The organism is Comamonas sp. JNW (genome assembly GCF_003105075.1).
In the GTDB taxonomy this organism is placed as follows: domain Bacteria; phylum Pseudomonadota; class Gammaproteobacteria; order Burkholderiales; family Burkholderiaceae_C; genus Comamonas; species Comamonas squillarum.
This window is the reverse complement of sequence record NZ_QETI01000006.1, coordinates 124,961-137,633: the sequence shown is the minus strand read 5'-3', so window position 1 is coordinate 137,633 and position 12,673 is coordinate 124,961. Positions and strand designations below refer to the sequence as shown.

The 12,673-nt window shown below is 66.5% G+C and carries 12 protein-coding genes; 5 read left to right on the top strand and 7 right to left on the bottom strand.

Annotated elements, in window-relative coordinates; genetic code table 11:
• Positions 1–114: 114 nt before the first annotated feature.
• Positions 115–738: an HAD family phosphatase gene (locus tag DCO45_RS10970; protein WP_116925873.1), complete on the bottom strand. Its 624-nt coding sequence runs from the start codon at positions 736–738 to the stop codon at positions 115–117.
• Positions 739–1,090: 352 nt separating this feature from the next.
• Between DCO45_RS10970 and DCO45_RS10965 the strand changes: the two genes are divergently transcribed.
• Together DCO45_RS10965 and DCO45_RS10960 are read left to right on the top strand one after the other, a co-directional pair.
• A complete protein-coding gene (locus DCO45_RS10965; protein WP_116925872.1) occupies positions 1,091–1,558 on the top strand; it encodes a cupin domain-containing protein in 468 nt (155 codons plus the stop codon).
• The gene (locus tag DCO45_RS10960; RefSeq protein ID WP_243419317.1) at positions 1,536–2,342 is read left to right on the top strand and encodes a carboxymuconolactone decarboxylase family protein; all 807 of its coding nucleotides are present in this window, start codon (positions 1,536–1,538) and stop codon (positions 2,340–2,342) included. The genes DCO45_RS10965 and DCO45_RS10960 overlap by 23 nt, the downstream gene beginning before the upstream one ends.
• 4 nt (positions 2,343–2,346) lie before the next feature.
• Here DCO45_RS10960 and DCO45_RS10955 read toward each other — a convergent pair whose 3' ends face one another.
• The 6 genes from DCO45_RS10955 to DCO45_RS10930 form a co-directional block, all read right to left on the bottom strand.
• Complete coding sequence (locus DCO45_RS10955; RefSeq protein WP_116925871.1) at positions 2,347–3,750, bottom strand: efflux transporter outer membrane subunit; 1,404 nt, start codon at positions 3,748–3,750, stop codon at positions 2,347–2,349.
• A gap of 2 nt (positions 3,751–3,752) precedes the next feature.
• Positions 3,753–5,810, bottom strand: coding sequence for an ABC transporter permease (locus DCO45_RS10950; RefSeq protein WP_116925870.1), 2,058 nt, complete (start codon positions 5,808–5,810; stop codon positions 3,753–3,755).
• Complete coding sequence (locus DCO45_RS10945) at positions 5,804–6,982, bottom strand: efflux RND transporter periplasmic adaptor subunit (RefSeq protein WP_116925869.1); 1,179 nt, start codon at positions 6,980–6,982, stop codon at positions 5,804–5,806. Before DCO45_RS10945 ends, DCO45_RS10950 begins: the two co-directional genes overlap by 7 nt.
• Positions 6,983–7,076: 94 nt before the next feature.
• On the bottom strand, positions 7,077–7,421 hold the full coding sequence (locus DCO45_RS10940; protein WP_116925868.1) for a DUF3325 domain-containing protein: 345 nt from the start codon (positions 7,419–7,421) through the stop codon (positions 7,077–7,079).
• Positions 7,418–9,118: a PepSY-associated TM helix domain-containing protein gene (locus DCO45_RS10935; RefSeq protein WP_116925867.1), complete on the bottom strand. Its 1,701-nt coding sequence runs from the start codon at positions 9,116–9,118 to the stop codon at positions 7,418–7,420. Before DCO45_RS10935 ends, DCO45_RS10940 begins: the two co-directional genes overlap by 4 nt.
• Before the next feature lies 1 nt (position 9,119).
• Positions 9,120–9,413, bottom strand: coding sequence for a DUF3649 domain-containing protein (locus tag DCO45_RS10930; RefSeq protein WP_116925866.1), 294 nt, complete (start codon positions 9,411–9,413; stop codon positions 9,120–9,122).
• 510 nt (positions 9,414–9,923) lie between these two features.
• Here DCO45_RS10930 and DCO45_RS10925 point away from each other — a divergent pair.
• From DCO45_RS10925 to DCO45_RS10915, 3 genes are all read left to right on the top strand, one after another.
• A complete protein-coding gene (locus tag DCO45_RS10925; protein WP_116925865.1) occupies positions 9,924–10,820 on the top strand; it encodes a LysR family transcriptional regulator in 897 nt (298 codons plus the stop codon).
• 208 nt (positions 10,821–11,028) lie between these two features.
• Positions 11,029–11,256, top strand: a complete 228-nt coding sequence (locus DCO45_RS22690; protein WP_133248134.1) for a hypothetical protein — start codon at positions 11,029–11,031, stop codon at positions 11,254–11,256.
• Between the two features lie 139 nt (positions 11,257–11,395).
• Positions 11,396–12,520 carry an NADH:flavin oxidoreductase/NADH oxidase gene (locus tag DCO45_RS10915; protein WP_116925863.1) on the top strand — a complete coding sequence of 375 codons (1,125 nt, stop codon included), beginning with the start codon at positions 11,396–11,398 and terminating at the stop codon, positions 12,518–12,520.
• Positions 12,521–12,673: the final 153 nt, after the last annotated feature.

Here is a 12,673-nt window from a genome sequence, read left to right as displayed (position 1 = left end):
GTCGTTGCGAGGCCCGCTGCGGGTATCAGCGGGCTTTCTTGGGTTTGGCGAGAACGTTGTTTCAGGCAGCGGTGCAACCAATAGCCTCACCAACAAGCGTCGCGTGGCAGACGTTTAAGAAAGATCCAGCCCAGCCTCTCTGAGCCGAGCACGCAGATCATCAATTCCCACAAAGTGGATGGCATTGAGCCCCACACGCCTGGCCGCTTCCACATTACGCAGGCTGTCATCAATGAAGAGGGTGGATCTGGGGCTCAAACCGAATCGTTGGATGGTGAGCTCAAAAATCTCGCCTTGAGGCTTTACAAGTCGCTCGTGACCCGAGACAACGATGCCCTCGAACCAGTTGAGAAAGTCAAACCGCGCTTGCGCGATAGGAAAGGTCTCGGTAGACCAGTTGGTCAGTGCCAGCAAGCGCAGATGCCGCTGCCCGAGCTCCCTCAAAATGTCCACCACATCGTTGTTCGCACCAGGCATCATTTCCTCCCATCGATCGTAGTAGGCGCGAATGTTCGCCTCCTGGGACGGATGCCTTTCAATAGCTTCTGCAATGGCATCACTCCATGGCCTGCCTTGGTCCTGACGTTCGTTCCAATCAGGACTGCACACTTCTGCCAAGAACGCTTCCATACCTGCAACGTCCAGGCCAAAAATCTTTCGGTACAAGTGTCTCGGGTCCCATTGGATCAGCACATTGCCGAGGTCAAAAATGACGGTATCTATCAGCGGTCCGTTCATGCAATCGCTCAAAGTAGTAGAACCGCTGCACCTTATACCAAACGATGGATGTTGTTGCCGCTTGCGTAGGGCTTGCTAGCTGCTGCTCAACGCTTTGCAGCTCAACAGATGACTGGGCTTGATCACAACTCACCCTCGTAGAGGCCCCATTCATGAGCCCCGCTCATGGCGGCATGCGCCCCAAAGGGCTCAATCAAAAGTCGTTCCACCTCTAGCATGCAAGCCATGGACCACCCAGCCGCGCCAGCGGCCCTTCCCTGGAGTTGACTATGCACACTGACAGCAACACAGGCACGCACGTGCCCACCCGAATCCCTGACATCCGCCTGCACTGTGCGCCACAGGAGGCCGCATGAGCAAACACCTGATCGCAGCAGGCGCCTCCATGCTGATCAGCAGCAGCATCGCCCAAGCCCAGGGCATCCATATCAGCCCCGCCGGCACACCAGCCACGATGATCGGCGCGGCGCAGAACTTCAGCGGCCATGTGGCCGTTGACATCAAGGCCGCGGGCGACAGCGCGCAGCATGGCAGCGTGGGCATGGTCGACTTTGCGCCGGGGGCCCGCACGGCCTGGCACACCCACCCTGTCGGGCAGCTGCTGGTGGTGACCGATGGAAAAGGCTGGATACAGCAGGACGGCCAGCCCCGGCAAAACATCCAGGCCGGTGATGTCGTCTGGATCGATGCCGATGTGCGCCACTGGCATGGGGCCGCCACCACCACCGGCATGCGCCATATGGCGGTGACCTATCTCAAGAACGGCAAGAACGCCGACTGGAAGGAGCTTGTCAGCGATGCGCAATACAACCCCCGCTAAATACCTGCAGCAGCTGCTGTGCGCCACCGGGTTGGTGGTGATGGCGGGAGACTCTGCGGCACAAAGCACGGCCACCCGCCCGGCGGCCGCGAGCGCACAGGCCTGCGCTGCCAACGGCCAAAGCCCATCGCCCTCGCAGGTGCTGAGCGCCCAGCAGCAGGCCATCTTGCCTATCGCAGCGTTTGCGGCCGCAGGCGACAGGGAGCGGCTGACCTCCAGCCTGCAGGCCGGGCTGGAGGCCGGCCTGACTATCAGCGATATCCGCGAAGTGCTGGTGCAGCTCTATGCCTATGCCGGCTTTCCGCGCAGCCTCAATGCGCTGAGCGCGTTCATGCAGCTGCTGCAGCAGCGCGAAAAAAGCGGCATTGTCGATGCACCCGGCTGCCCACCCAGCCGCGCCATTGCGCAAGGCGATGCGCTGCGCGCTGCCGGCCGCGCCAACCAGACCCAGTTGGCGGGCGCGCCCGTGCAAGGGCCCTTGTTTGACTTTGCGCCTGCGATGGGTGAGTACCTGCAGTCGCACCTGTTTGGCGCCATCTTTGAGCGCGACAACCTCGACTGGCACAGCCGCGAGCTGGCCACCGTCGGCATGCTGTCGGCACTGCCGGGAGCTGAATCACAGCTGCAATCGCATATGCGCATCAGCCTGAACGCCGGGCTGAGCGCCGCCCAGCTGCAGCAGGCGGTGCAGCTGCTGGACAGCCGCGTGGGCGGCGCCCATGGCCAGCGCGCCCGCACGGCACTGGCCAACACCTTGGCGGCGTTGGCTGGCCAGACGCGTTAAAGCGCTAGCCCTTGCTGGCCTCGCCCTGCACCTGGCCCCAGCCACCGCCCAGCGCCTTGTACAAGGCCACGCTGGCGCGCAGGCGCTCCTGGTGCAGCTGCACCGCCAGGTCCTGCGCCTGGTACAGCGAGCGCTGCGTGTCGAGCAGCACCAGCTGGGTCTCGGCCCCCGCGCGGTAGCGGGCCTCGGCCAGCGCCAGCGCTCTGCGGGCCTGGCGCAGTTCTTCCTCCTGCGCCAGCGCCTGCTGCTGCACACCGGCCACGGCGTTCAACGCGGTCTGTACATCGCTGAAGGCCTGGACGATGCTCTGGCGGTAGGCCAGCAGCAGCTCCTCGCGCTGGGCCATCACCAGGTCGCGGTTGGCGGCTAGGCGGCCGGCATCAAAGATGGGGGCAGCCAGGCCTGCGGCCAGCGCGTACAGCGGGTTGTCCAGCACACGCTGCAGCTGCCGGCCTTGCGCACCCAGCTCGGCCGTCAAGGTCAGGCGGGGCAGCATGGCGGCGCGTGCGGCTTCCAGGTCCGCATCGGCCGCCTGCAAACGGGCCTCGGCACGGGCAATGTCGGGCCGGCGGGTGACCAGCGCGATAGGCTGGCCCTGGTCGATGCGGGGCACCTGCAAGGCCAGCACACTGCTTTGGCTGACAGCAGGGCCTTGCGCCTGGCCTAGCAGCAAGGCCAGGCTGCGCTGGGCATCGTCCTGCTGCTGGTCCAGCGCCGCCAGCGCCCGGCGCTGCGCCGCCACCAGGCCGCGCTGCTGCGCCAGCTCCAGCGATGTGGCCGCGCCAAAACTGGCCTTGGATTCAACCAGCGCCAGCAGGCGCTCGGCGATTTGCAGATTGCGCTGGGCAATCTCACCGCGCTCACGCAGGCCCACGTTCAGCAGCCAGGCATCTGCCACTGCGGCGGTGACCGACAGGCGCACCGTGTCATGGTCAAAGCTGCTGGCTCGCAGCGCAGCGCCTGCCGCATCACGCTGCGACTGCAATCGGCCCCAGAGGTCGAGCTCATAGCTGGCGGCCAGGCCGACCGACAGGTTGCGGCCTGTCGTCTCGGCGTGGCCCCCCAGCCGGCCCTGGTGCCCAGCCAGGGCAGAGGCATTGACCGTAGGCAACAGCTCAGCCCCTGCATAGCGGGCGCTGGCCTGCGCCTGCTGCACCCTGGCCATGGCGGCGGCCACATCCAGGCTGCGCTGCTGCGCATCGTCCACCAGCGCATCGAGCTCCGCGCTGCCAAAGCTGCGCCACCAGCCCTGGCTGACGGCATCGCCTTGGGCTGCATCACTGCGCTGCCACTGGGCCGGCACATCCAAGGCTTGCAACTGCGCCTGCTGCACCTGCGTGGGCGCCGACACACAGCCGGCCAGCACCAGGGCCGCTGCCAGCGCGCTGGCGATTGGGAAGATCTGCATACTCACTCTCCTGCCAGGGCCCGTACCGGGTCCAGGCGCGCAGCCGTCTTGGCCGGCATATAACCAAACACCAGACCGGTGACCACCGCGCAGGCAAAGGCACCGGCCATGGCCCGGATGGAAAACACCACCGGCACACCGGCCAGCACCAGCACGGCGCCTACCAGCGCGCCCACCACCAGGCCCACGGTGCCACCGGACAAGGTCACTAGGCTGGCCTCGGTCAAGAACTGGCGCAGGATATCGCTCTGGCGTGCGCCCACCGCCATGCGGATACCGATCTCCCGCGTGCGCTCGCGCACCGTCATCAGCATCACATTCATCACGCCAATGCCGCCCACCACCAGCGACACGGCAGCAATCAGCCCCAGCATCACCGCCATGCTCTGGCGCGTGGCCGCCTCGGCCTGGATGCGAGCGGCGGCATTGCCAATGCCAAAGTCCTCGCGGCCGCCATGGCGCGCCAATAGCACGCGGTGCATGGCCGCCTCGGCCTCGTTGACCACGTCAGACGACATCGCCTCCACCACCACATAGTCCGGCTGGGTCTGCGCCTGGTAGACGCGTGCCCGGCCCGATTGGTAGGGGATAAAAACCATGTCGTCGTAATTCTGCGCACCCGAATCGGCACCACGCTCGCTCATCACGCCAATCACCTCAAAGGCCGAGGTGCCGATGATCAGCTGCCGCCCCAGCGGATTGGGCGTGTCGGGGAAGAAATGCTGGTGCGCCTTGTGGCCCAGCACCACCAGCGGCGCCAGATCGCGGTCCTCGGTGTCCGTGTAGTAGCGGCCCAGCTTGGGCTTCCAGTGGTGCACCAGCGGCATCTCTTGGCTGGCGGCAAACACATAGACCTGCTTGTCGGCATTGCCATAGCGCACGGTGATGGGGTCGCCAATCACCGGCATCACGCGCCGTATCTCGGGCAGCTCGCGCACAGCGGCCAAGTCTTCTTCGGTGATCTGGCCGGCCGGCCCGCCGGTCGCTGGCGGCTTGCTGCCCATGTAGAGAATCGCCGTGCCCATGGTGCCCATCTGCTCGACCACCTTGCGCCGCGCGCCCTCGCCAATGGCCAGCATCACGATCACCGAGACCACGCCGATCACAATGCCCAGCAGGGTCAGGCTGGTGCGCACGCGGTTCATGCGCATGCCGCGCCAGGCCGAACGCGCGGCCTCCAGCAGCTCGGCGACCAGCGGCGCGGCCGAGGCACTGCCGCCCTGGGGCACCGGCGCCAGCTGCATGCGGGTGCTGTCGCTGGCAACTGTGCTTGCAGTGGCGCTTGGCGTGGTGCTTGTGTCGGCGCTTGCGGTGGCGCTGGCAGCGGCAGGCGCTGCCTCGGCCTGGCTGGCACTGTCACCCACGATACGCCCATCGCTGATCTCGATGACGCGCTGCGCCTGCGCCGCCACATCGCGGTCGTGCGTGATCAGGATGATGGTGTGGCCGGCAGCGGCCAGCTCACGCAGCAGCGCCATCACCTCGGCACCGCTGTGCGAATCGAGCGCACCGGTGGGCTCGTCGGCCAGGATGATATGGCCGCCATTCATCAGCGCCCGCGCAATCGACACGCGCTGCTGCTGCCCGCCCGAGAGCTGGTTGGGCCGGTTGCCCAGGCGCTCGCCCAGGCCAAGACGCTGCAGCAGCGCCTGCGCGCGCTGCACCCGCTCCCCCTTGGGCAGGCCAGAGTAAATGGCCGGCATCTCCACGTTCTCACTGGCGCTTTCGCTGGCAATCAGGTGGTAGCCCTGGAAGACAAAGCCAAAGGCCTCGCGCCGCAGCCAGGCCAGTGCGTCCGAGTCGAACTGCGCCACATCCTGGCCCTGGAAGTGGTAGCTGCCGCCGCTGGGCCGGTCCAGGCAGCCCAGGATGTTCATCAACGTGGACTTGCCCGAGCCCGAGCTGCCCACGATGGCGACAAACTCGCCCGCGTCAATGTCCAGGTCGATGCCATGCAGCACCGTCACCAGCGGCTGGCCGCTGGCGGGGTCGCCATAGTGTTTGCGAATGGCGCGCAGTGCGATCAATGGCTGGCTTGGTTCAGCCGCGTCGCTCACCATTGCAGCCACCTGGGGCCACGCTCGAGCGGGGTCTCGCCGATGACGACCTTCTCACCTTCGGCCAGCCCGTCGAGCACCTCCACCTGGTGGCGGCTGCGTATGCCCAGCTTCACGCTGCGGGTCTGGGGCTGGCCATCGGCACCCAGCACCCGGGCCACATGGGCGCCTTCGTGGGCCATGTCTTCTTCCACCGCCGTCAGCGCCACCGCCAGCGCCTGGCTGGCACTGGCGCTGACAAACACCACCTGCGCCGTCATCTGCGGCATCAGCTCGGCGTCGTCGTTGTCCACATCAAACAGCACGGTATAGGCCACGGCCTTGGTCGCTGGCGCCGGCGTTTGCGCATTGCCGGCGGGCTGGGCCTGGTTGGCCGCAGGCGCGGGCAGCACCTGGCGCACCTGGCCCTTCCAGCGCCGGGGCTTGGTCTGACCGGCTCCGCCCAAGGTGGTGAAGTAGACCGGCATGCCCTCCTTGACGCGGCGCACATCGGCCTCGGACACCTCGGTCCAGACCGTCATCGCCGACAGATCGGCAATGCGCAGGATATTGGGCGTTTGGTAGGTGGCGTTCAGCGTCTGGCCCTCGCGCGCCTCAACCGAGACCACGGTGCCCGCCATCGGCGCATAGATGCGGGTGTAGCCCAGGCGCGCCTCGTCGGCCTTGAGCGATGCCTGGGTCTGGCTGATCTGGGCCTTCAAATGGTCCATGCGTGCCACGGCCATCGCCAGGTTGGCTTGCGCGGTCTGCAGGTCTTCCTCGCGCGTGGCCTCGTGCGCGCTCAGCTGCTGCTGGCGCTGCAGCTGCTGGCCCGCCAGCCGGTGCTGGGCCTGCTGCTCGGCCAGCTGGGCACGCAGGCCCGCCAGCGATGCACGGCCCGCATCCACGGTGGCCCGCTGCACGCTGGGGTCAATCTCCACCAGCAGATCGCCCTTGGCCACCTCGGCACCGGGCTGCACGCGCAGCTTCAGGATCTGGCCCGAGACCTGGGCGCCGACATCCACATAGCTGCGCGGCTGCAAGGTGCCAATCGCCGTCACCGTGGCCTCGATATCCTGGCGCGCCACCGGCTCGCTCTGGTAGGCCATGGCCGGGCGGCCCGACCACCACAGCAGCGCGCCTGCCACCACCGCCGCCACAGCAACCGCTGCCACTCCCACACGCGAGGCCTTCATGAGATGTCTCCCTCAGCCACGCCCAGCCACTTCTTCTGCATAACCGCCATTGCTTCCCCCACCATAGCTCCCCCACCTATTTCTCAGCAGACCCTCAGGCCCACCACCAACCCCACAAGGCCAGCGGCGCCAGCGCAACCGCTGCACGCGCTGCCCAGCGCGGCGCAGCCGCAATCCAAAGCACGGCCACCAGCGCCCCGGCCGATAGCCAACCCAGCCAGGCCACCACCCCCACGGTGGCGCCCCAGCCGCCCACACTGGGCAGCGCGGCGGCCGCCAGCAGCAAGCTGCCCAGCAGTCGCAGCAGCTGGCCGCGCCGCCGTGGTATTTCTCGCTCGCCCGTCAACTGCTCATGGTGGCGCTCCATCGCAAAGGCCAGGGCCGTCATGCCGGCAAAGGCCAGCGCCAGTGCATACGCCGATGCTTGCCAACTGCTCATGCGCCCACCTGTACGTTGTTGGCGGCGGAAGACGCCTCATTGCCCGCGACCAGCGCCCGGCGCCGCCACAGCACACGGCAGGCCCAGACGGCGGCCAGGCCAAAGGCCCAGGCGACCAGTTCCACGCCGGCGCTTTCCCAGTCGCCGCGCAGCAGCTGGGCGGGCCAGTGGTCACCCACGGTCACGGCGTTGAGCACCGGCAGCAGCAGGCACAGCGCAGCGAGCAGCGCCATCTGTTCCAGCCAGGCCTTGGCCGGCGCGCGCAGCAGGCCATGCAGCAGCGCGGCCAGCCACAGGCCAAAGAAGACGCCCAGCTCCCACTGCGCGCGCTGCGGCAGCTCCAGCGGCAGCAAGCGGTTGGCCCATAGGTAGCTGATACAGGCGACGCCCAGGCCGGCAACGACCGCCACATTCAGCCCCTCGATCAAGCGGTAGACGGCGGCCGTGGCACTGCCAAACTCGCCCATGTGCTTGCTGCGGCGCTTGACGACAAACAGAATGGCGCCGGTGGCCATCATCGCGGCGCCCGCCAGGCCACAGACAAAGTACAGCCACTTCATCACCCAGCCACCAAACTTGACCATGTGCAGCCCACCCATCACCGACTGGGCGAGCGACGCGCCGCCGCCCTCGGCCTGGCCGGGCATGCGCAGCTGCAGCAGCTCGCCGCTGGCGGCCGAGAACATGGCCATGCCGGTGTTGGGGCTCAGGCGCTTGTCGGCGTTGGCATCGCTGTTCCAGCCATAGATGCCCACGCGCGCAGCCGCATCGCCGGGGTGGTCCACCACCACGGCCCGCACGGGCTGGCCTATCAGCGCCTGGCCACGTGCGGCAAAGGGCTCCAAATCGGGCACCACCATGGCCTGGCCCGAGCGCGGCGGCTTGCCCGGCTCGCCCAGCTCGGCGGCAAAGGTCTGGCGCGCGGCGGGCGCGGTGCCGTACTGGCTCCAGATACCGACGGGCATAAAGCTCATCGCCGAGATCGCAATGCCGGTATAGGCAATCATCAGCTGGAACGGCAGCGTTAGCACCGCCACCGCGTTGTGCGCATCGAGCCAGCTGCGCTGGCCCTTGCGGGTGCGGAAGGTGAAGAAGTCCTGAAAAATGCGCTTGTGCGTGACCACGCCACTGATGAGCGCCACCAGCATCGCCATGCCGGCTACACCCACCACCCACAGCCCGGCCTGGCCGGCATGCAGCTCGTAGTGGAAATGCACAAAATGCTCGCCGCCCATCGTGGCCCGCATCGCGCCATGGTGGTGCTCGTCCAAAGGCTCGCCCGTGCGGGTGTCCAGCTCGGCATCGGCGTACTGGCGCTGCTGGTCAAACCAGTACACCTTCAGCTCGCCGCCGCCCTTGGCATCAGTCGGCCAGATCTCCCACATCTCGGCGCCCTGGTGGTGCTTTTCCATAAAGGCCGCACCCCAGGCCAGGCGCTGACCCCGGCTGGAGGCCAGGCCCGCCGCTTCGGCAGCCGCCTGCTCGGCCTCATGCGCCGCTTCTTCGGCATGGTGCTCGGGCGTCATCCAGTGGCCAATCGCTTCCTGGAACACCGCCAGGGTGCCGGTCAGAAACACCGCATACAGCAGCCAGGAGAACCACAGCCCGCACCAGGTGTGCAGCCAGGCCTGCGCCTGGCGAAACCCGCCCCGCCCTGCGCCGCTGCCCGGCCGCCTGTCAATCACGGTCTTGCCCATGTCAGCGCCCCAACACCAAAGCGCCCGCTGCCAGCAGCAGCGCGGGCAGTGCAATACCCAGCCAGACCTTGCCCGGCGAGACCGGCGAGAACGCCCACACTGCCGCCAGCGCATGCAGCGCAAAGCTCCACTGCATGCCAGCCAGCACGGCCTCGGCGCGGGCAGCGGGCAGCACAGCCGCTAAAAAGACGGCCAAGGCGCTCGCCAATGCATAGCCGCCAAAGAAGGCGGCCAGCAAGCGGCTCAGGACGGACAGGCCCGGGTGGGCGCTGGGTGCGTTAGGAAGGGGGTACATGGATAAGGGCATCGTGGTGGTGGGATAAGAAACAGCTGCGCTTGGTGCGCCAGCGAAGCGCCAAAGCTTCTCCTCTTACTTGACACGCGAGATGCAAAAAAGGGCCAAATGGTTTGTAAGCGGCTGTCCAGCACTCCCCGGCTCGCCCACACCGTCCGGCAGGCCAGGTAGGTGCCCATCAGTCCCTGTCGCTCATGAGGGGCTGGTCACCAAGCTCGTCAACATGTCTACAGACTGGGGCATGCTCTGCCCGTCCTGGCCAGGCCACCCACAGCAGGTCGGCACAGGGCCAGCGCAAACCGCTCCATAACGCGCGGGTGAAGGAGGCAGACAATTCCATGGGGCTGGATCATAAGCCATGTAAAGAGAATCATTCTCAATATCCACAGCAGAAAAAAGTAATCTCCCTATGAAAACACCTTCCGATCTGGCAAATCCTTTAGCGCCCACTGGCATGGTTGGGTCGCGACAATATCAGCCAAATTTAGCCATATGTAAACTTCGATAAGCATGCGAGATATCAAGAAGATGGACCTGAACCTGCTCAAGGCGCTGGACGCACTGCTCGATGAGCGCAGCGTGACGCGCGCCGCCGGCAGGCTGGGGCTGACCCAGCCGGCGATGAGCGGCATGCTGCAGCGCCTGCGCGAGAGCTTTGCCGACCCCTTGTTTGCGCGCGTCCAGCGCGGTATGGTGCCCACGCAGCGCGCGCTGGATCTGGCCCTGCCAATCAAGCAGATGCTGTGCGAGATCGATGCGCTGCTGCAGCCGCCAGTATTTGACCCCAGCACCGCCCGGCTCACCTTCCGCATCGCCGCCACCGACTATGCGCTGCGCGCCATTGCCGTGCCCTTTTTGGCGGCCTTGAAGCGCCAGGCGCCCAGCATTCGCGTCTCGCTGATCCCGCTGGAGCCGCGCCTGGTGCAGGGCCAGCTCGAGCGCGGCGATATCGACCTGGCGTTTTTGACTGGTGACAACACCCCCCAGGACATGCATGCGCGCCAGCTGTTCCAGGAGCACTATGTCTGCGTGATGCGCGAAGGCCACCCCGCTGCGGGCCGCAAGCTCAGCGTCAAGCAGTTCTGCGCGCTGGACCATGCGCTGGTGTCGTACGAGGGCGGCGGCTTCCACGGCGTGGTGGACGAAGCGCTGGAGAAGCTGGGCCAGCGCCGCGATGTGACCTTGTCGCTCAAATGCTTTGTGGTGCTGCCCGATATCCTGCGCTCCAGCGACCTGGTCGCCGTGCTGCCCAGCCGCCTGGTCGCTGGCATGGAGGGGCTGTCGGTCTGCAAGCCGCCCGTGGAGGTGCCAGGTTTTAGCAAGCTGGCCGTCTGGCATGAGCGCAGCCACCACAACCCGGCGCAGCGCTGGCTGCGCGAGCTGCTGTTTTCCGCGACCCAGGTATAGCGGCCCCGGTTGGGGGCCGCATGCAGCAGCTCCTCTGGATCGCCGCATGAGCGCCTAGCAACAGGGTTGCGGCGCTTATGGCGCTGCCCAGGGCGGCGACTGGATGTAGTGGTCCCAGCAAGCAGGCTGCTGCGCTGGAGCGCCTTGGCAGCTACGCCAGCCTACGGCATACCAGGCTTTACCGCCGTTGCAGTAGTCGCCTGATTTCTTGGCGTCGCTGCGCCAAATTTCTTTCTCCAGCGTGTCGTTCCAGTCTTTTGTCTTCAAGGGGCTTGTGCTGGGTGTGAGCTGGCCCATGGCGGTGTTGGTGACGCCGGGGAAAATTTCAATGCCAGGCGTGGCGCTGCGCATTTTGAAAGCCGCAGCAAGGGGCACGCCTGATATCAGCCAGGCATATGGCCGCCATAAAAAACCAGCATTTGATTTATGGCTGTAGCACCTCAATTGCAGGCGATGGACGGCCGGAGCAGCCCCTGTTTGGGCTGGCGCCCCCCGCCTTGCAGATGTGAAAGCGATCTGCGGGCGGCAGCTTCGGCGGCCGTTCCATCCCTTATTTTTCCACCCCAAGCATTGCCATGTCAGCCCTGTTTACCCCCTTTACCCTCAAAGACGTCACCCTGCGCAACCGCATTGCCGTGCCACCGATGTGCCAGTACAGCGCCACCGATGGCTTCAGCAACGAATGGCACCAGGTGCACTACCCCTCGATCGCCCGGGGCGGCGCGGGCCTGGTGATTGTTGAAGCCACTGGCGTGTCGGCCGATGGCCGCATCAGCCCTGCGTGCCTGGGCCTGTGGGATGACGCCCATGTGCCCGGCCTGGCGCGCATTGCCGCCGGCATCGAGGCGGCAGGCGCCGTGCCCGGCATCCAGATCGCGCATGCCGGCCGCAAGGCCAGCGCCAACAGCCCTTGGGAAGGCGACGACCATATTCCCGAGAGCGACCCGCGCGCCTGGCAAACCATTGCGCCGTCGGCCATCGCCTTTGGTGGAGACCTGGGCCGCGTGCCCCGGGAGATGACCCTGGCCGATATCGAACGCGTCAAAGCCGACTTTGTAGCCGCCGCCCGCCGCGCGCTGGCCGCCGGCTTCAAGTGGCTGGAGCTGCATTTTGCCCATGGCTACCTCGCCCAGAGCTTTTTCTCGGCCCACGCCAACCAGCGCCAGGACGCCTATGGCGGCAGCTTTGACAACCGCGCCCGCTTTGCGCTGGAAACGCTGGCCGCCGTGCGCGAAGTCTGGCCCGAAAACCTGCCGCTGACCGCCCGCTTTGGCGTCATTGAATACGATGGCCGCGATGAGGAAACCCTGGCCGAATCGATCGAGCTGGTGCGCCGCATGCGCGAAGGCGGCCTGGATCTGCTCAATGTCAGCGTGAACTTTGTCATCCCCGGCGTGCAAATCCCCTGGAGCGAGCCCGCCTTCCTGGCCCCGATTGCCCAGCGCGTCAGCCGCGAAGCGGGCCTGCCTGTCGCATCGAGCTGGGGCATTGACGACCCCGAGCTGGCCGAGCGCGTCGTAGCCGAAGGCCAGATGGCGCTGGTGATGATGGGCCGCTCGATGCTGGCCAACCCGCACTACCCCTACACGCTGGCCCAGCAGCTCAAGGCCGCCCGCCCGGACTGGGTGCTGCCTGCGCCTTACGCCCACTGGCTGGAGCGCTACCGTGGTGCGGGCAAGCAGGCGGCGGTGGCGGCCTAAGCGGCCCTCACCCTCCAAGACCGGCCAAGCCTCTCCTGGCCGGTCCGCGCTACCGCTTTTTAGAACCGGTAGCGCGCCCTTCAGCTCGCCAGCAGGCACAGGCGAGGGAGGCACCGTGCAGCGGCTGGCTGATCCGGGGCATGGAGAACCGGC

What these genes read in the sequence shown, in the direction of transcription:
- DCO45_RS10970 (WP_116925873.1), bottom strand. Translation starts at nt 738, where the DNA reads ATGAACGGACCGCTGATAGATACCGTCATTTTTGACCTCGGCAATGTG.
- DCO45_RS10965 (WP_116925872.1), top strand. Translation starts at nt 1,091, where the DNA reads ATGAGCAAACACCTGATCGCAGCAGGCGCCTCCATGCTGATCAGCAGC.
- DCO45_RS10960 (WP_243419317.1), top strand. Translation starts at nt 1,536, where the DNA reads ATGCGCAATACAACCCCCGCTAAATACCTGCAGCAGCTGCTGTGCGCC.
- DCO45_RS10955 (WP_116925871.1), bottom strand. Translation starts at nt 3,750, where the DNA reads ATGCAGATCTTCCCAATCGCCAGCGCGCTGGCAGCGGCCCTGGTGCTG.
- DCO45_RS10950 (WP_116925870.1), bottom strand. Translation starts at nt 5,810, where the DNA reads ATGGTGAGCGACGCGGCTGAACCAAGCCAGCCATTGATCGCACTGCGC.
- DCO45_RS10945 (WP_116925869.1), bottom strand. Translation starts at nt 6,982, where the DNA reads ATGAAGGCCTCGCGTGTGGGAGTGGCAGCGGTTGCTGTGGCGGCGGTG.
- DCO45_RS10940 (WP_116925868.1), bottom strand. Translation starts at nt 7,421, where the DNA reads ATGAGCAGTTGGCAAGCATCGGCGTATGCACTGGCGCTGGCCTTTGCC.
- DCO45_RS10935 (WP_116925867.1), bottom strand. Translation starts at nt 9,118, where the DNA reads ATGGGCAAGACCGTGATTGACAGGCGGCCGGGCAGCGGCGCAGGGCGG.
- DCO45_RS10930 (WP_116925866.1), bottom strand. Translation starts at nt 9,413, where the DNA reads ATGTACCCCCTTCCTAACGCACCCAGCGCCCACCCGGGCCTGTCCGTC.
- DCO45_RS10925 (WP_116925865.1), top strand. Translation starts at nt 9,924, where the DNA reads ATGCGAGATATCAAGAAGATGGACCTGAACCTGCTCAAGGCGCTGGAC.
- DCO45_RS10915 (WP_116925863.1), top strand. Translation starts at nt 11,396, where the DNA reads ATGTCAGCCCTGTTTACCCCCTTTACCCTCAAAGACGTCACCCTGCGC.